Annotated in this window: 11 protein-coding genes; all 11 read left to right on the plus strand. The window is 69.4% G+C overall.

Features of this window, described 5'->3' with window-relative positions:
* The 11 genes from xdhB to C4F17_RS30365 all read left to right on the plus strand — a co-directional run bounded on the left by xdhB (position 1) and on the right by C4F17_RS30365 (position 18,274).
* Positions 1 to 2,451 (plus strand): xanthine dehydrogenase molybdopterin binding subunit, encoded by a 2,451-nt coding sequence (gene xdhB, locus C4F17_RS30315; protein WP_106938126.1) that lies wholly within the window; start codon positions 1 to 3, stop codon positions 2,449 to 2,451.
* Positions 2,452 to 2,613: 162 nt separating this feature from the next.
* A complete protein-coding gene (locus C4F17_RS30320) occupies positions 2,614 to 3,594 on the plus strand; it encodes a LysR family transcriptional regulator (RefSeq protein WP_081268961.1) in 981 nt (326 codons plus the stop codon).
* A gap of 75 nt (positions 3,595 to 3,669) precedes the next feature.
* A complete protein-coding gene (locus C4F17_RS30325; protein ID WP_081268960.1) occupies positions 3,670 to 5,070 on the plus strand; it encodes an NCS2 family permease in 1,401 nt (466 codons plus the stop codon).
* A 114-nt stretch (positions 5,071 to 5,184) separates the two neighbouring features.
* The gene (locus C4F17_RS30330) at positions 5,185 to 6,711 is read left to right on the plus strand and encodes an ABC transporter ATP-binding protein (protein WP_106938127.1); all 1,527 of its coding nucleotides are present in this window, start codon (positions 5,185 to 5,187) and stop codon (positions 6,709 to 6,711) included.
* Entirely contained in the window at positions 6,704 to 7,852 is a 1,149-nt protein-coding gene (locus C4F17_RS30335; protein ID WP_106938128.1) for an ABC transporter permease, read from the plus strand. Before C4F17_RS30330 ends, C4F17_RS30335 begins: the two co-directional genes overlap by 8 nt.
* 1 nt (position 7,853) lies before the next feature.
* Positions 7,854 to 8,774, plus strand: a complete 921-nt coding sequence (locus C4F17_RS30340) for an ABC transporter permease (RefSeq protein ID WP_081268957.1) — start codon at positions 7,854 to 7,856, stop codon at positions 8,772 to 8,774.
* A 49-nt stretch (positions 8,775 to 8,823) separates the two neighbouring features.
* Positions 8,824 to 9,999, plus strand: a complete 1,176-nt coding sequence (locus C4F17_RS30345; protein ID WP_081268956.1) for a BMP family ABC transporter substrate-binding protein — start codon at positions 8,824 to 8,826, stop codon at positions 9,997 to 9,999.
* A gap of 345 nt (positions 10,000 to 10,344) precedes the next feature.
* Entirely contained in the window at positions 10,345 to 14,385 is a 4,041-nt protein-coding gene (locus C4F17_RS30350) for a TOMM system kinase/cyclase fusion protein (RefSeq protein ID WP_106938129.1), read from the plus strand.
* A 20-nt stretch (positions 14,386 to 14,405) separates the two neighbouring features.
* Positions 14,406 to 15,197 carry a BMA_0021/BMA_0022 family TOMM bacteriocin gene (locus C4F17_RS30355; protein ID WP_081268954.1) on the plus strand — a complete coding sequence of 264 codons (792 nt, stop codon included), beginning with the start codon at positions 14,406 to 14,408 and terminating at the stop codon, positions 15,195 to 15,197.
* 16 nt (positions 15,198 to 15,213) lie between these two features.
* The gene (locus tag C4F17_RS30360; RefSeq protein ID WP_234383040.1) at positions 15,214 to 16,062 is read left to right on the plus strand and encodes a class I SAM-dependent methyltransferase; all 849 of its coding nucleotides are present in this window, start codon (positions 15,214 to 15,216) and stop codon (positions 16,060 to 16,062) included.
* On the plus strand, positions 16,055 to 18,274 hold the full coding sequence (locus C4F17_RS30365; RefSeq protein ID WP_106938130.1) for a TOMM precursor leader peptide-binding protein: 2,220 nt from the start codon (positions 16,055 to 16,057) through the stop codon (positions 18,272 to 18,274). The genes C4F17_RS30360 and C4F17_RS30365 overlap by 8 nt, the downstream gene beginning before the upstream one ends.
* The last annotated feature ends 4 nt before the right edge of the window (positions 18,275 to 18,278 follow it).

Raw genomic sequence — 18,278 nt, forward strand, 5'->3', positions numbered from 1 at the left:
ATGAACAAACCCATCGACGCCCGCCTGCTGCAACCCGCCGAGGCCTTTGCCGACTACCTGACCAACACCGCCGCGCGCATCGACGTGGGCGCCGAAGCGCTGGCGCACGAGCGCGGCATGCGCGTGGGCATCAGCCGCCCGCACGAGTCGGCGCACCTGCACGTGGCCGGCGAGGCCACCTACATCGACGACATTCCCGAGCTCGCCGGCACGCTGCACTGCGCGCTGGGCCTGTCGCCGGCGGCCAACGGCCGCGTCACCGCGCTGTCGCTGGATGCCATCCGCGCCATGCCGGGCGTGGTCGCGGTCATCACGGCCGACGACATTCCGGGCACCAACGACTGCGGCTCGATCATTCACGACGACCCGATCCTGCTGCCCGTGAACGACGGCGGCGAGATCCGCTACCTCGGCCAGCCCGTGTTCGCGGTGATCGCAGAGACCCGCGACGCCGCGCGCCGCGCCGCCGCCAAGGCCAAGGACGCGCTGACTATCGAGGCGCAGCCGCCCGTGCTCACGCCGCAGGCCGCCCACGAGCGTGGCCAGTACGTGGTGCCGCCGATGCACATCGTGCGCAGCGGCGGCGGTGCCAACGAAGGCGACGAGGCCGCCGTGCGCGCCGCCATCGCGAAGGCGCCGCGCCGCCACAAGTCCACGCTCGACGTGGGCGGGCAGGAGCAGTTCTATCTCGAGGGGCAGATCAGCTACGCCATTCCCAAGGAAGGCGGCGCGCTGCAAATCCACTGCTCGACGCAGCACCCCAGCGAAATGCAGCACCTGGTGGCGCATGCGCTGCACCTGCAGTCGAACGAAGTGCATGTCGAATGCCGGCGCATGGGCGGCGGCTTCGGCGGCAAGGAATCGCAGTCGGCGCTGTTCGCCTGCGTGGCGGCCATCGCGGCGCGCCAGCTGCAGCGCCCGGTGAAGCTGCGGCTGGACCGCGACGACGACTTCATGGTCACCGGCCGTCGCCACTGCTTCTGGTACGAATACGAGGTGGGCTACGACGACGAGGGCCGCATCCTCGGCGCCGAGATCACCATGGTCTCGCGCGCCGGCCACTCGGCCGACCTGTCGGGCCCCGTGATGACGCGTGCGCTGTGCCACTTCGACAATGCCTACTGGCTGCCCAACGTGGCCATGCACGGCTTCTCGGGCAAGACCAACACGCAGAGCAACACCGCGTTTCGCGGCTTCGGCGGCCCGCAGGGCGCCATTGCCATCGAGAACATCCTGGATTCGGTGGCCCGCGAGCTCCAGCGCGATCCGCTGGACGTGCGGCGCGTCAACTTCTACGGCAAGACGGAGAACAACGTCACCCCGTACCGCCAGACAGTGACCGACAACATCGTCCACGAACTCGTGGCCGAACTCGAAGCCAGCAGCGACTACCGCGCGCGGCGCGAGGACATCGCGGCCTTCAACAAGAAGAGCGTGGTGCTCAAGCGCGGGCTGGCGCTGGCGCCGCTGAAGTTCGGCATCTCGTTCAACGTGAAGCACTTCAACCAGGCCGGCGCGCTGGTGCATGTATACACCGACGGCTCGATCCTCGTGAACCACGGCGGGACCGAGATGGGGCAGGGCCTGAACACCAAGGTGGCGCAGGTGGTGGCGCACGAGCTGGGCGTGAGCTTCGAGCGCGTACGCGTCACCGCGACCGACACCACCAAGGTGGCCAACACCTCGGCCACGGCCGCATCGACCGGTGCCGACCTGAACGGCAAGGCCGCGCAGGACGCGGCGCGCCAGATCCGCGAGCGCCTGGCCGACTGCGCGGCCGAGCGCCACGGCGGCACGGCCGCCGAGGTGCGCTTCGCGAACGACAAGGTCGAGGTCAACGGCAAGACGCTGGCCTTCAGCACCGTGGTGGGCGAGGCCTACCTCGACCGCAAGCAGCTGTGGTCCGACGGCTTCTACGCCACCCCCGGCCTGAGCTGGGACAAGGACAAGATGCAGGGCCGCCCGTTCTACTACTACGCCTACGGCGCGGCGGTGAGCGAGGTGATCGTCGACACGCTCACCGGCGAATGGAAGCTGCTGCGCGCCGACATCCTGCACGACGCGGGCAAGTCGCTGAACCCGGCGGTGGACATCGGCCAGGTCGAGGGCGCCTTCATCCAGGGGATGGGCTGGCTCACCACCGAGGAGCTGGTATGGCATCCGCAAAGCGGCAAGCTCACCACGCACGCGCCCAGTACCTACAAGATCCCGACCGCCAACGACTGCCCGCCCGTGTTCAACGTGCGCCTGTTCGAAGGCCAGAACTTCGAGGACTCGATCCACCGCAGCAAGGCCGTGGGCGAGCCGCCCCTCCTGCTGCCGTTCTCGGTGTTCTTCGCGATCCGCGACGCGGTGTCGGCCGCGGGTGACCACAAGGTCGATCCGCCGCTGAAGGCGCCGGCGACCAGCGAGTCGATTCTTCGCGCCGTCACCGCTGTCCAGTCCGCATAGTCACTCGTAGACTTTGGCGCATGTCCAAAGTCCTCCCCATGCCACACGTCCCGATTCCATTCGCGAAACTCCGCGGAACCGGCTTTGCCGAGCCGCGGGTGTCGCCCCCGGCAGGGGGTGGGCGAAGCGACACGAAGTGCGCGAACACCGGGGGCGAGTGCCATGCGTGACCAGGCGCTTTTCGACAAGATCGATCTGCACCTCATCCGGGTGCTTCACACCGTGCTGACCGACCGCAGCGTCTCGCGCGCCGCCATTCGGCTGGGCATGTACCAGCCGGCCGTCTCGGCCGCGCTCAAGCGCCTGCGCGAGCTGTCGGGCGATCCGCTGCTGGTGCGCTCGGGCTCGGGCATGGTACCGACCGATGCGGGGCTGCGCATGATCGAGCCTGCGGCCAGCATCCTGCGCGCGGCCGAGATGCTGTTCTCCGACGCGCGCGGCTTCGATCCGCAGTCGGCCGCCACCACCTTCCGCATCGCCGCCAGCGACTACATGGACCCGCTGTTCCTGCCGATGCTGGTGGCGCAGGTCAAACGCGACGCACCGCTGTGCCAGATCGAGATCCATGCGCTCACGCCCGACTCGGACTACCACGGCCACCTGGCGCTCGGCCAGGTCGACCTGGTGATCGGCAACTGGCTCAAGCCGCCGGAAGACCTGCACATGGCGCGGCTGTTCGGCGACGAGGTGGTGTCGCTGGTCAACAAGGACCATCCGGCGGTGCGCCGCGGCTGGGACCTGGAGACCTGGCTGGCGGCGGAACACATCGCGCCCACGCCCATGCACCCGGGCGGGCGCGGCATCATCGACCAGATGCTCGACGAGCTGGGCCGGCAGCGCAACATCACGGCGCGCTGCGCGCACTTCGGGCTCATTCCCGACATGGTGGCCTCCAGCCTGCTGGTGCTGACCACCGGGCGACAGTACTGCGAGCGCTTCGCGGCGCGGCTGCCGCTGGCGATCCTCGAATGCCCGGTGGCGCTGCCGCGCCTCATGTACTACCAGCTCTGGCACGAACGCACCCATTCGTCGAGTTCGGCGCGTTGGCTGCGCGAATGCATCAAGGACGTGGCGGCGTCGCTGCGCCCGCCACCCTCCATGGCCGCGCGGCCGCCCGCCGCCCCCGAGACATCCGATCCCTGAGAGATCCCCGTTCGCGCTGGCGTCGTGAGCGGGGCAACGATGAAAACCGCCACTACAACAGCTGGAGACAAGCAAATGAGTTCGTTTGAACAGGCGCCCAAAGGCGCCGAGCCCCGCGCGCCGGGGCATGTCGAGTCCGCGCGTCCGCGCGCGGCTGTGGGCAGCGCAAGCGGCTCGGGCCTGCTTGAACGGGTGTTCAAGCTCAGCGCGCACAACACCACCGTGCGCACCGAGGTCATCGCGGGGCTCACCACCTTCCTGACGATGGCCTACATCATCTTCGTGAACCCCTCGATCCTGGGGGACGCGGGCATGCCCAAGGGTGCGGTGTTCGTGGCCACCTGCCTGATCGCGGCGCTGGGCACGCTCATCATGGGCCTGTATGCCAACTACCCGATCGCGATGGCGCCGGGCATGGGCCTGAACGCCTATTTCGCCTACGTGGTGGTGCTGGGCATGGGCTACACGTGGCAGGTCGCGCTGGGCGCGGTGTTCATCTCGGGCTGCCTGTTCCTGATCGTGACGGTCACCGGATTGCGGGAGCTTTTCATACAGGGCATACCGCAGTCCTTGCGAACGGCGATCACCGTGGGCATCGGCATGTTCCTGGCGCTCATCGCGCTCAAGAGCGCCGGCGTGGTCGCGGCGTCGCCGGCCACCTTCGTCACGCTGGGCGACCTGCACTCGGCGCCGGTGATCCTGGCCACGCTGGGCTTCCTGATCATCGTGGCGCTGGACAAGCTCAAGGTGCGCGGCGCGATCCTGATCGGCATCGTCACGGTGACGGTGCTGTCGTTCTTCTTCGGCGGCAACAAGTTCCACGGCGTGTTCGACGCGCCGCCTTCGATCGCGCCCACCTTCATGCAGCTGGACATCATGGGCGCGCTCAAGGGCGGCATCCTGAACGTGGTGCTGGTTTTCTTCCTGGTCGAGATGTTCGACGCGACCGGCACGCTGATGGGCGTGGCCAAGCGCGCCGGCCTGCTGGTGCCGGGCAAGATGGAGCGCATGAATAAGGCGCTGCTGGCCGACAGCGGCGCGATCTTCGCGGGCTCGCTGCTCGGCACCTCGAGCACCACGGCCTACGTGGAAAGCGCGGCGGGGGTGCAGGCCGGTGGGCGTACCGGCCTCACGGCCGTGGTGGTGGCGCTGCTGTTCCTCGCCTGCCTGATGATCTCGCCGCTGGCGGGCTCGGTGCCGGCGTATGCCACGGCACCGGCGCTGCTCTTCGTGGGCTGCCTGATGCTGCGCGACCTGGTCGAGCTCGACTGGGAAGACACCACCGAGGTGATCCCGGCCGCCGTCACCGCGCTGACGATGCCCTTCACCTACTCGATCGCCAACGGCCTGGCCTTCGGCTTCATCACCTATGCCGTGCTGAAGCTGTGCACCGGCCGGGCACGGGAAGTGCATGCGATGGTCTGGGTCATCGCCGCCGTGTTCCTGTTCAAGTTCGCCTATATCGGCGGGCATTGACGCCGTGAACTGAGCAAAGCGCCGTCGGGCGCCGATGGTCGCGGGAGCCGCTATTAAACTTATAGCTGCTTCCGCTTTGTTGCTGTTGAACGAGACAAACCCACGAAACCCGGCATGACAACCCCCAGACTCCAGCTCGCGCACATCACCAAGCGGTATCCCGCGGTGGTGGCCAACAGCGACATCACCCTGGCCGTGCAGCCCGGCGAAATCCACGCCGTGCTCGGCGAGAACGGCGCCGGCAAGTCGACCCTGATGAAGATCATCTACGGGTCGGTCAAGCCCGACGAAGGCACCGTCACCTTCGACGGCCAGGCCGTCAACCTGCGCAACCCCCAGCAGGCGAGGGCGCTGGGCATCAGCATGGTGTTCCAGCATTTCAGCCTGTTCGACACGCTCACCGTGGCCGAGAACGTCTGGCTGGGGCTGGACAAGTCGCTGCAGCTGGCCGAGGTGGCGCGCAGCATCACGGCCAAGGCGAGCGAGTACGGCCTGGACATCGACCCCTCGCGACCGGTGCACACGCTGTCGGTGGGCGAGATGCAGCGGGTGGAGATCATCCGCGCGCTGCTCACCAACCCCAAGCTGCTGATCCTCGACGAGCCGACATCGGTGCTCACGCCGCAGGCCGTGCTCAAGCTGTTCCAGGTGCTCAAGAAGCTGTCGTCGGAGGGCTGCAGCATTCTCTATATCAGCCACAAGCTGCACGAGATCCGCGAGCTGTGCACCGCCTGCACCGTGCTGCGCGGCGGCAAGGTGACGGGGGTGTGCAACCCGCAGAACGAGAGCAACGAGTCGCTCTCGCGGCTGATGATCGGCAGCGAGCCGCCGCCGCTGAAGCACCGGCCGGTGCACGCGGGCGCCGTGGCGCTGCGCGTCGAGCGGCTGTCGCTGGCGCGCGAGGACCAGTTCGGCGTGGACCTCGACGGCATTTCCTTCGAAGTGCGCGCGGGCGAAGTGGTCGGCATCGCGGGCGTCTCGGGCAACGGGCAAAAGGAACTGCTCTACACCTTGTCGGGCGAGGACGTGCGCGCCGAGGCCGCGATGGTCCGCGTGTTCGACAAGCCGGCGGGCAGGCTGCGACCGCGCGCGCGGCGCGCCCTGGGCCTGCATTTCGTGCCCGAGGAACGGCTGGGCCGCGGCGCGGTGCCCACGCTGGGGCTCGCGCACAACCTCCTGCTCACGCGCAGCAATGCGGTCGGGCGGGGCGGCTGGATCCGCACCGGCGCGCTCGAGCGCCATGCGCGCTCGATCATCGAGCGTTTCAACGTCAAGGCGGGCGGCCCGCATGCGGCGGCGCGCTCGCTGTCGGGCGGCAACCTGCAGAAATTCATCGTTGGCCGCGAGATCGACGCCAATCCCAGGCTCTTCATCGTCTCGCAGCCGACCTGGGGCGTGGACGTGGGCGCCGCCGCGCTGATCCGCGGCGAGATCCTCGCGCTGCGCGATGCCGGCTGCGCCGTGCTGGTGGTCAGCGAGGAACTCGACGAGCTGTTCGAGATCAGCGACCGGCTGCACGTGATCGCCAAGGGGCGGCTGTCGCCGTCCGTCGACCGCGCGGCGGCCACGCTGCCGCAGATCGGCGAATGGATGAGCGGCCTGTGGCAAGGGCACAAGGACACGGAGGCAGCCCATGCTTAAGCTCGAACCCCGCCCGGAGCTGTCGCGCTTCTGGAGCTATGCCTCGCCGATCCTGGCGCTGCTGATCACCGTGCTGATCGGCGTGGCGCTGTTCGCCGCACTCGGCAAGGACCCGGTCAAGGGCCTGCTGGTGTTCTTCTACGAGCCCATCAAGAACGGCTACGCCATCGGCGAGCTGATGGTCAAGGCCACGCCGCTGCTCATCATCGCGCTGGGGCTGGCCGTGTGCTTCCGCTCGAACGTGTGGAACATCGGCGCCGAAGGGCAGTTCGTGTTCGGCGCCATCGCGGCGGGCGGCGTCGCGCTGCTGGCCGACAAGACCACCGGACAGTGGATCGTGGTGGCCATCCTGGCCGCGGGCATCCTCGGCGGCATGGTGTGGGCGGGCATCGTCGCGTTGCTGCGCGACAAGTGCAACGCCAACGAGATCCTGGTGAGCCTGATGCTGGTCTACGTGGCCACGCTGCTGCTGGGCTACATGGTCTTCGGCCCGTGGAAAGACCCGAACGGCTACAACTTTCCGCAGACCAAGACCTTCGAGGCGGTCACGCAGATCCCGCGCCTGTTCAAGGGCTCGCGCGTGAGCATCGGGCTGGTCATCGCGCTGGTCGGGGCTGGGGCGCTGTGGGTGTTCCTGTTCCGCACGCGCGCGGGCTTTGCGCAGCAGGTCGGCGGTCTGGCGCCGGCGGCCTCGCGCTACGCGGGCTTCTCGGCCCGCCGCGCGGTGTGGATCGCGCTGCTGACCTCGGGCGGCGCGGCCGGCCTGGCCGGCGCGCTCGAAGTGGCCGGCCCGCTCGGGCAGCTCACGCCGTACGTGCCGGCGGGCTACGGCTTCGCGGCCATCATCGTGGCCTTCGTCGGGCGGCTGCATCCGGTGGGCATGATCTTCTCGGCCATCCTCATGAGCATGTTCTACATCGGCGGCGAACTGGCGCAGTCGCGCCTGGGCCTGCCGAAGTCGCTCACCGGCGTGTTCCAGGGCCTGCTGCTGTTCACGCTGCTGGCCTGCGACACGCTCATCGCCTACCGCATCCGCCGCAAGGCGGCCGCCAAGGCCGCCTCCGGCATGACCACCGCCTCGCTGCAGGCCAGCACACCCATCACCGCGCCCGTCGCGCGCCCGAACGAGGGAGCCCTCTGACATGGAAAGCTACGCACTCCTGCTCGGCTCGACGCTGAGCGCCGGTACGGTGCTCGCCATCGCGGCGCTGGGCCTGCTCATCAACGAGAAGGCCGGCATCGTCAACCTCGGTGCCGAGGGCATGATGCTGTGCGCCGCCATCGCGGGCTTCGCGACGGTCGTCACCACGCACAACCCGTGGCTCGGCTTTCTGGCCGGCATGGCGGCGGGGGCCCTGCTTGCCGCCTTCTTCGGCGTGCTGGTGATCTGGCTCAACACCAACCAGTACGCGACCGGGCTCGCGCTGAGCCTGTTCGGCGTGGGCTTCTCGGCCTTCGCCGGCATCAACTTCGTGCAGGCCAAGCTGCCGGAAAGCGCGTCCTACGCGATTCCCGTGCTGGGCGACCTTCCCCTCGTCGGCCCGGCGCTGTTTCGCCATCACCCGATGGTGTATGCCGCGATGGCGCTGACCGCCGGGCTGATCTGGTTCCTGTACCGCACGCGCGCCGGCCTGGTGCTGCGCTCGGTCGGCGAATCGCCAGAGTCGGCGCATGCGCTGGGCTACCCGGTGCGGCGCATCCGCTTCCTGGCGGTGATCGCGGGCGGTGCGCTGTGCGGGCTGGCGGGCGCGTACCTCTCGACGGTGTACACGCCGCTGTGGGTCGAGGGCATGGTGGCGGGCCGCGGCTGGATCGCGCTGGCGCTCACCACCTTCGCGACCTGGCGGCCGGTTCGCGTGCTGCTGGGCGCTTACCTGTTCGGCGGCGTCTCGATGCTGGGCTTCCACCTGCAGAGCAGCGGTGTCGACGTGCCCGCGCAGTTCCTCAGCATGCTGCAGTACATCGCGCCGATCGTGGTGCTGGCGCTGATCTCGCGCAACCCCGCGTTCATCCGCGCCAACATGCCGGCGTCCATCGGGAAACCGTTCTACCCCGGCTCATAATCGCGTTTTCGTTTTCCCGCCAACCCGTCCTTTTTGAGGATTTCCGACAATGAATGATCTGAACAAGCGCTCCCTGCTCAAGCTGGCTGCCTTCACCGCGGTCGCTTCGGCCGCCCTGATCGGCTGCGGCAAGAAAGAAGAAGCCGCAGCACCGGCCGCCGCACCCGCGGCCCCGGCTCCCGTGGCGGCCGCCCCGGCGCCGGCACCGGCAGCGCCGCTGAACATCGCGTTCGCCTATGTCGGTCCGGTGGGCGACGGCGGCTGGTCGTTCGCGCACGACAACGCCCGCAAGGCGCTCGAAAAGGAATTCGGCGACAAGATCAAGACCACCTTCGTTGAAAGCGTGCCCGAAGGCGCGGACGCCGAGCGCGTGTTCCGCGACTTCGTGAGCCAGGGCAACAAACTGATCTTCGGCACCACCTTCGGCTACATGGAGCCCATGCTCAAGGTCGCGGCCGACAGCAAGGACGTGAAGTTCGAGCACGCCACCGGCTACAAGACGTCGGAAAACATGCGCACCTACGACAGCCGCACGTACGAAGGCGCGTACATGGCCGGCGTCATCGCCGGTGCCATGACCAAGAGCAACACCCTGGGCGTGGTCGGCTCGGTGCCGATCCCCGAAGTGCTGCGCAACATCAACAGCTTCACGCTGGGCGCGCAGTCGGTGAACCCGAAGATCACGACCAAGGTCGTGTGGGTGAACGAGTGGTTCAGCCCGCCGAAGGAAACCGAAGCCGCCACCGCGCTGATCAACGGCGGCGCCGACGTGCTGTTCCAGAACACCGACTCGCCGGCCGTGCTCAAGACCGCGCAGGAAAAGGGCAAGCGCGCGTTCGGCTGGGACTCCGACATGACCGCCTACGGTCCCAAGGCCCACCTGGCCTCCGCCGTCATCAACTGGACCCCGTACTACGTGAAGGCCACCCAGGAAGCGCTGGACGGCAAGTGGACCACCGGCCAGTCGTGGTGGGGCGTGAAGGAAGGCGCCATCGACCTCGTGTCGATCGCCGAGGACGTGCCGGCCGAAGCCAAGGCCAAGGTCGATGAAGTCAAGAAGGGCCTGAAGGACGGCAGCTTCGTGATCTGGAAGGGGCCGATCCTCGGCCAGGACGGCAAGGAACTGGTCGCCAAGGACGCCGTGGCCGACGACAAATTCCTCTCTGGCATCAACTTCTACGTCAAGGGCGTGGAAGGCAAGGTGCCGGGCGGCGACAAGAAGTAACGCAGCAGCGCGCTGACGGATTCACGGGCCACCCCTAGAAAAGGGTGGCCCGTTGTCGTATGTGGACCGGCTCGGCGGGGGACGACTCGCTCGAACAGCAATGCCGCCGGCAAATAAAAAGTAAATCCGTTAAGAAGTGAGCGCTTATGTGTTACAAAATGAGACTTAACTCCTGAATTGTTATCTGCCTGCCACTGCCCGGATCTTCTTTCACGCCATTCCGTGAGGAAAATCCTTGCCTTCAGCTAGAGTAACAATCGGTGTCGCAGCACCGGTCTGCTGAAAGGTGGATCGGGCGCCAAGCGCCTTCAGGAGGACCGCCAAAGATCCACAGACGAGGCTGAAATGCAGGATGCCGTCACCAACCCCACTCAAGCAGCAGCGTCCCAACCCGCGCCGATCCCGCTGGACATTCCCGGCTATGAACTTCTGGAGGCACTGGGCGCCGGCGGCTACGGCACGGTGTACCGCGCGCGCCAGCAGAGCACGGGCGCACAGGTCGCGATCAAGGTCGTGAAGCTGCAGGCGGGCAACCGGCGCGTGGCCCGCTTCCATCGCGAGACGCGGCTGTGCGCCGCGCTGCATCACCCGCACATCGTCCAGTTGCTCGACAAGGGCGAGCAGGGCGATTGCGTCTACGGCGTCTTCGAATACGTGCCGGGCGAAACGCTCACCAGCCTCATTCGCCGCCAGGGCGCGCTGACGGCCTCCGAGACCGGCCGCCTCATGGCCGAGGTGCTGGACGCACTCGACTGCGCGCATGCGGCCGGCATCGTCCACCGCGACCTCAAGCCCGACAACGTGATGGTGACCCTCACCGGCGCCGTGCCGCACGCGAAGGTGCTCGACTTCGGCATCGGCACCGTCATTCCCCAGCGCACCGGCCTGCAGTTCCCCGCGCTCACGATGACGGAGGAGAGCCTGGGAACGCCGGCCTACAGCGCGCCCGAGCAACTGCGCGGCGAGCCGCCGAGCATCCGCACCGACCTCTACGCCTGGGGCCTGATGTTCCTCGAATGCCTGACCGGCGCACCCGCCGTGCAGGGGGCGTCGGCGGCGGAAATCCTGCACCGGCAATTGAGCCCGCAGGAAATTCCGCTGCCCCCCGAGATCGTGGAGCACCCGGTGGCAGCGCTGCTGCGCAAGGCGCTCAGGAAGAAGGCCGCGGAGCGCGCCGATTCCGCTGCCACGCTGCTGGCCGAACTCACGCGCCTGCGGCTCGAGGACCTCGTGGGCGTGCTGCGCTCGACCCGGCAGGCGCAGCATGAAACGCTCACGCGCACCGTGGCCACCACCCGCGTGTTCTCCGAGAAGCGGCAGCTCACCGTGCTGTGCTGCAGCGTCTCGGTGTGGCCCGACACCGATGCGGACGGCGCCGAGACGCACGACGCGCTGCCCTCCGACATCGAGGACATCGAACTGCTGCAGCGCGACGAGCTCGCGCTGTTCGCGGAGACCGCCACCCGCCGCGGCGGCCTGCTCGCCGGCACGCTCGGCGACCGCATGATCGTGCTGTTCGGCTATCCGCATGCCAGCGACACCGACGCACGGCAGGCCAGCATGACGGCGTTGGAGCTGATGGCGCTGAGCCGCCGCCGCGCCGCCGCCGTCGCGCAGGCGCACGGCGTGCACCTGGGCATCCGCATGGGCATGCACACCGGCATGGCCGTGGTGGCCAACGGCGAAGTGCCTTCAGGCCATGCCGTCAACGTGGCGATGCGGCTCGAAGCCGTGGCCGAGACGGGCACCCTGCTCGCGAGCGAAAGCAGCCACCGCCTGCTGGGCCGCTACGCGCACTTCGACAAGGTCGCCAACGTGAGCCTGCCGGGCCAGTCCGCGGGCATCCAGACCTACCAGCTCAATGTCGACCGGCAGGCGCCGCTGCTGCCAGACCCGTCGCCGGACGCCGCGGCGCAGGCCGTGTGCGTCGGCCGCGAGGCCGAACTGGAGCGCCTGCGCGCCGCATGGACCCGGGCGCGGCAGGACCACGGCAGCGCCGTGTGGATTCGCGGCGAGCCGGGCATCGGCAAGTCCTGCCTGGCCGACACCTTGCGCGCGCATGTGCTGGCCGAAGGGCTGCGCACCGTCGGCGCGCAGTGCCAGCCGGAGAACCGCAACAACGCGCTCACGCCATTCCTGAACCTGCTGCGCCAGCGGCTCGACGCGGCCCCCGACACCTCGCCGGACGGCCGCCGCGAATGGCTGCGCGAGATCCTGCGCGGCGCCGGCTGCGACGAGGACGCGGTGCTGCCCATCTTCTGCGCGTGGCTCTCGCTGCCGCTGGGCAACTGCGAGCCCAGCCGCATTTCTCCCCCGATGCAGAAGGCGCTGCTGCTGTCGTCGATGGCGCAGTGGCTGCTGCACATGGCCGAGTCCGCGCCGCTGCTGCTCGTGCTCGAGGACGTGCACTGGGCCGACCCCACGAGCATCGAGTTCGTCGAACAGCTCAGCGCGCAGCTGCCGCACCGCCGCGTGCTGCTGGTGCTCACGGCGCGGCCCGAATGGACGCCGCCGCAGGCGCTCGAGGCCGAGTGCATCGACGTGCGCCGGCTCGAGGACGCGCAGGCCGCGGAGCTGGCGCGGCGGGCACTGGCGCCGCGCGTGGTCACCGCCGGCGTGATCCGCAACGTGGTGGAGCGCACCGATGGCGTGCCGCTGTTCGTGCAGGAAATGGCGCGCATGCTGCTCGACGCCTACCTGGTCGAGAGTGACGGCGTCTGGGGCTTTCGCGACACGATGCAGCCGGCCGCGATTCCGGTCACGCTGCGCGACTCGCTGGTCAGCCGCTTCGACCGGCTCGGCCCGCTCAAGAACCTGCTGCAGCTCGCGGCCACCATCGGGCGCCAGTTCGAGATCGACCTGCTGTGCGCCTGCTCGGGCCGCGCGCGCGACGCGGTGGATGCCGACATGGCCGTGCTGCGCGAGGCGGAGCTGGTCATGCCCGACGACCGCGCGGGCGCGGGCGCCTACATGTTCCGCCACGCGTTGATCCGCGACACGGCCTACGAATGCATGCTGGTGGCGCAGCGCCGCCAGCAGCACCGCGACGTGGCGCAGACGCTGATGCAGCGCTATCCGCAGCGCGTGGCCGCCGAGCCCGGCGGCGTGGCGCAGCACTGGGCCGATGCCGGCGACCATGCGCAGGCCATCGTGCATGCGGTGCAGCAACTGCGCATCACCCAAGTGCGCTCGCTGAACGATGAAACCATCGCCTACGCCCGGCACATCGACAGCTGGATGGCGCAGCTCGGCGGCACCGCCCAGCGCGAGGCCCGGCTCGACGTGAACAGCTACGTCACGCAGGCGATGATGAACAAGTACGGCTGGGCCCATGAGCAGGTGGTGGAGCGCATCGCGCTGTCGCAGGACCTGCTGGACGACACCGTCGCGCGCGACAAGCAGGTGCAGCACCTGTGGGCCCTCATCACCTACCACCACGTCGCGAGCAACCGCGGCGAAGTGCACCGCCTGAGCCACCGGCTGCTCGACCATGCGACGCAGCAGCAGGACCAGGGCGTGCTCGTCGCGGCGCAGACCTACCTCGGGCTATCGCACTATTCCGAAGGTCGCTTCGACCTGGCCGAACAGGCGCTGAGCGATGCCATCGATCGCTACGACCCCGTCGCCCACGCGCACCACGCGGCCGAGTTCGGTTTCGACACGCGGGTGTGGGCCACCACCGGGCGCGCGCTGGTGCGCTGGTTCGCGGGCCACGACGAGGCCGCGCGCAACGACGCGACCACCGCCGTGCGCCTGGCGCGCGAGATGTCGCACATTCCTTCGCTGAGCATGGCGCTGCTCTACCAGAGCCTGGGCCACCAGGCCCGCGGCGACCGGGCCCGGGCGCTCGCGAGCACCGGCGAGCTGCTCGACATCACGGCGCGCTACGGCCTGCCGGCGTTCACCGGCTACGCGGAAATCATCCGCTGCTGGGCCAGCGGCGAGGCGAGCGACATCGCGCGCGCCGATGGCGCCGTGGAGGCGCTGTGGGGCATGGGCTGCCGCTATTGCCAGAGCTATTACCGCGCCTTCGCCGCGGAGACGCTGGCGGCCAACCAGCGCTGGGCCGAGGCGGCCGAGCGCATCGACGAGTGCCTGCGCCTGGTGGACGTGCTCGAAGAGCGGCTCTACAGCGCCGAACTGCACCTGAAGAAAGCCCGCTACCTGCAGGCCGCGGGTGCCGACAGCGCCACCGTGCAGGCGTGTTTCTCGCAGGCGGCGCTGGTCGCGCGCGTGAGCGGGAAACACCGAACCGAAGCCGAAGCCCTGGTGGCGTTGCAGGCACTGGCACCCGCCGTGCACGACGTTGCCGGACGCTTGAAGGAGCTGGCCGCCCTGCGGCCGGAACTGTCCGTGCGCACGCCCGTGCATGCGCACATCACTTGAACCCAAGGATTGAAGCCACCATGACCCTCCAGCGCCAGAACGCCGACCCGTTGCTCGAATTCCGCCTCGCCTACCTGCGCGGCATCGCCCGATCGTGGCAGGACGACGCCTACCGCCGCGAACTGCTCGAGCAGCGCGACATCCAGCCGCTGCTGCACCGCGATTTCGGCCTGCCGACGCTGTGGCCGCAGCTCGACATCTCGCTCTACCAGAGCGCCGACCCGCACCAGCGCGCCGAGTGGAAGCCCATGCTCACGGCCGGCTGGATCGGCCCCGACGACGCCTTCGTCATCGTGCTGCCGCAGGCGCCGGCGTCGAACGCCTCCGAGGCCCTGGCTGCCTACTACCAGCAGTTCCCCAACTTCATGGGCTCCTCCGCCCAGTTCGAAGCGTCCGAAGTGACACCGGGCCTGCTCGGCGGCGGCCTGCCCACGGGCCTGGGCATTCCCGGCGGCGGCCCCGATTCGCTGCTGGCCTTCGGCGGCGTGGTGCTGCGCGCCATCGCGCTCGCATGGCAGTCGCCCGAGTTCCACGCGGAACTCACCCGCGACGACGGCGCCGACAAGGCCAATGTGCTGAGCCAATGGCTGGGCTACAACAACCCGTTCAACTTCGAGATCCGCTTCGCGACCAACTCGGCGTTCACCTGGGACGCCGCCGCCGGCCAGTGGAACCAGACGAACCCGGACGGCTCGCCCATCAAGAACAGCATCCGGCTGAACTACCCGAGCGCGCCCGAAGAAAAGGACATGTGGGCGATCGCGCTGACCTCGTACAACAACACGGGCAGCGCCTATCCGTTCACCTGCTGAGCTTGCCGTCGCGCCGGTGCAGACGCAACCGCCGACCCAGGCGCTGCAGGGCGCCACGGCCACGCTGCTGCTGACGCTGGCCGCGCGTGCGCGCGCCGGCGGCATGGCGGACATGCCGGCGTTCGACGATCCGCAGGCGCGCCGCATTGCGGCGGCGCTGCCCCTCGACCTGTCGGGCTACGCGGCGGACGCCGCCTTCGTGCGCGGCGTGGTGGTGCGCGCGCTGCTGTTCGACCGGTACGCGGCGGAGTTTCTCGCGGCCCATCCGACGGGCCTGTGCATCTCGCTGGGCGCGGGCCTGTGCACGCGCCGCAGCCGGCTGGCCGCGGGTGCCGGCGCTGCAGCGGCCGGCGCGCGCTGGCTGAACGTCGACCTGCCTGATGCCATTTCCCTGCGCGAGCAATGCATGCCCCGCGCCGAGGAAGAAGACAACCTGGCCTGCTCGCTCCTCGATGCCGCGTGGCTCGACACTGCAGGCCTGCCGGGCGACCGGCCGGTGCTGGTGATGCTGGAGGGCGTCTGCCCCTACCTGCCGCAGGCGCCGCTGGAGGCCGTGCTGCGCCGGTTGGCCGAGCGGTTCGCGCGCGGCGGCCCGCCGTGCTTCGTCGTGCTCGACCACGTGCATCCGGCGCTCGCGCGGCTTCCGATGCAGGTGGGCGGCATGCAGCTGCCGGTGGTGTCGGGCTTCGAGGACGCAGCCGGACTCGCGCGCATTCATCCGTCGATCCGGGTGATGTCCGAGGAACATCCTTATGCGCAGTTCTCGCAGCAGCACTTGCTGTTCGAGACCGCGTTCCATGCCACCACGGGCGCGCGGCCCTACGCCGTCGTCCGCCTCGCATTGGGCTCGCAAGACGATGCGTGACGCCGCCGCGCCCGACCTGTTCGGTGACGTCTTCCAGTGGCACGAGAAATACCTGCCGCCGGCGGTGCTGCGCGACCGCCTGCTGCTGCTGAGCGAGAACGAGCTGCTGGTGCTCGGCTCTCCCGGTGTCATGGCGCTCGAGCGCGTGCTGCGCGAAGGCGTGAGCCTGGCGACGCACTGCAGGGACGCGGGTGCCGGCGCGCTGCTCGCCGAGATGCTGCATGCGCTTGGCGCCTTGCTGCGGCAGGGCCTGGTGCGCCCGGTGATGCTGCGCGGCGGCGAGGCCTACCTGCTGCCCGATTTCTCGGCGCCGCACACGCCCATGGCGGTCACGGTCCGTGTCGAGGCCATCTCGCTGACGGACGCGGTGGGCCGCGGCGCGGCGATGCGCTGGGGCCAGGCGCTGGCCGAGGCGCTCGATGGCGCGGAATATGGGGCGGGCGATGGCCCCGGCCTCACGATCGTGTACTGCGACGACTACCTGGACCCCCGGCTGGGCGCCATCGATGCCCGGCAGCGCGCAAAGGGACAGCCGTGGTTGCTGGTGAAGCCGGCGGGCGAGCAGGCCATGGTCGGCCCGCTGTTCACGCCGCGTGCCGGCGGAAGCGAAGGCGAGGCGCCGGCCTGCTGGCATTGCCTTGCGCACCGCTGGCTGCGCAACCGGCCGGCGCGCGCCTGGTGGCGGGCGCGGCATGGCGACCTGGACAGCGGGCCGCCGGTGCGCGCGGGCGCCAGCCTGGTGGCCGAACGGCTGGACGGGCTGCTCGTCAAGGCGCGGCAGATGCTGGTCGCACCGCCCGGCGAGGCGCAGGCGGTATGGACGCTCGATCCGCTCGAAAGAAACCCCGTGGCCGCGCGCCCTCAATGCCCGCAGTGCGGAAACCCGGGGCTCATGGCGCTGCTGCAGCGCGAGCGCATCGCGCCGGCGCCCGGCGGACCTGTCGCCGGCGCCGACGGCGGCTGGCGCACCGTGCCGGCTTCGGCCACGGTCGAGCGCCTGTCGCGCCATGTCGGGCCCCTGTGCGGCGTGATCGCGCGGGTTAGGTCCCTGAATGCAGAGTCCGACGACATGCTGACGGTCTACCGCAGCGAGATCTTCAAGACCCCGCAGACACTCGGCGACCCGGCCCCCGGCGCCTGGGTGCAGACCTGCCTGGGCAAGGGCATGTCGGCGGCGCAGTCACGTGCCAGCGCGATGTGCGAGGCGGTGGAGCGCTACGCCGCTTTCTACCAGGGCGACGAAGCCACGGTCATCGCGCCCGCCGCGGACCTGGACGCGCGCTGCATTCCGCCGACCGCGCTGGCGCACTTCAGCGAGTACCAGAAGTCGCAATTCGGCACCGAGAAGCCGCCGCACGCCGTGGCTGCGGCCGACGCCGGACCGGAGCCGGCCTGGTGGGTGCCCGCGTGGTCGCTGACCGCCGATGCGCGCTGCTATCTGCCGCTGGCCTTCTGCCACGCCCATGCGCCCGCCGAAAGCCAGTACCACGTCACCTGGACATCGAACGGCTGCGCTGCCGGGAACACGCTCGAGGAGGCCATCCTGCAGGGCTTCCTCGAACTGGTGGAGCGCGATGCCGCCGCCATCTGGTGGTACGACCGGGTCCGCCGGCCTGCCATCGACCTGGACGGCATGCCGGTCGCCACCCGCCTGCGCCTGTCGCGCACATGGGGGCTGCAGTGGGCGCACTGGGTGCTCGACATCACGCACGACTTCGGCATTCCGGTGGTCGCGGCGGTGGGGCGGCACCGGCAGACCGGCGAATGGGCCGTCGGCTTCGGCTGCAGTCCGGACCGCATGCTGGCCTGCGAGCGCGCGCTCACCGAAATGAGCCAGCTGATCGCGGCGGGCAAGACCTTCCCGGTGCCCGGCGCCGACGGCGCGCACGAGGCGCCGGCATTCCTCGTGCCGATGGAAGAGGGCGGCGCCATACCGCTGCATCCGTCGCCCGACGCCGGTGCGCGGCGCGACATCGCCGGGGAGATTGCGCGGTGCGTGGGCATCGCCACCGGCCTGGGCCTGGAGACGATCGTGCTCGACCACTCGCGCCCGGACATTCCGCTGCGCACGGTCAAGGTCGTGGTGCCGGGCCTGTGCCACATCTGGCCCGAGCTGGGCAACCAGCGTCTCTACGGCGTGCCCGTGGCGATGGGGTGGCGCAACGCGCCCCTGCAGGAAGCCGATCTCAACCCCCAGGCGCTGTACGTCTGAGCGG

The organism is Variovorax sp. PMC12 (assembly GCF_003019815.1).
Taxonomy (GTDB): domain Bacteria; phylum Pseudomonadota; class Gammaproteobacteria; order Burkholderiales; family Burkholderiaceae_C; genus Variovorax.

Coding starts and splice junctions, on each gene's coding strand:
- xdhB (WP_106938126.1), top strand. CDS start 1: ATGAACAAACCCATCGACGCCCGCCTGCTGCAACCCGCCGAGGCCTTT.
- C4F17_RS30320 (WP_081268961.1), top strand. CDS start 2,614: ATGCGTGACCAGGCGCTTTTCGACAAGATCGATCTGCACCTCATCCGG.
- C4F17_RS30325 (WP_081268960.1), top strand. CDS start 3,670: ATGAGTTCGTTTGAACAGGCGCCCAAAGGCGCCGAGCCCCGCGCGCCG.
- C4F17_RS30330 (WP_106938127.1), top strand. CDS start 5,185: ATGACAACCCCCAGACTCCAGCTCGCGCACATCACCAAGCGGTATCCC.
- C4F17_RS30335 (WP_106938128.1), top strand. CDS start 6,704: ATGCTTAAGCTCGAACCCCGCCCGGAGCTGTCGCGCTTCTGGAGCTAT.
- C4F17_RS30340 (WP_081268957.1), top strand. CDS start 7,854: ATGGAAAGCTACGCACTCCTGCTCGGCTCGACGCTGAGCGCCGGTACG.
- C4F17_RS30345 (WP_081268956.1), top strand. CDS start 8,824: ATGAATGATCTGAACAAGCGCTCCCTGCTCAAGCTGGCTGCCTTCACC.
- C4F17_RS30350 (WP_106938129.1), top strand. CDS start 10,345: ATGCAGGATGCCGTCACCAACCCCACTCAAGCAGCAGCGTCCCAACCC.
- C4F17_RS30355 (WP_081268954.1), top strand. CDS start 14,406: ATGACCCTCCAGCGCCAGAACGCCGACCCGTTGCTCGAATTCCGCCTC.
- C4F17_RS30365 (WP_106938130.1), top strand. CDS start 16,055: ATGCGTGACGCCGCCGCGCCCGACCTGTTCGGTGACGTCTTCCAGTGG.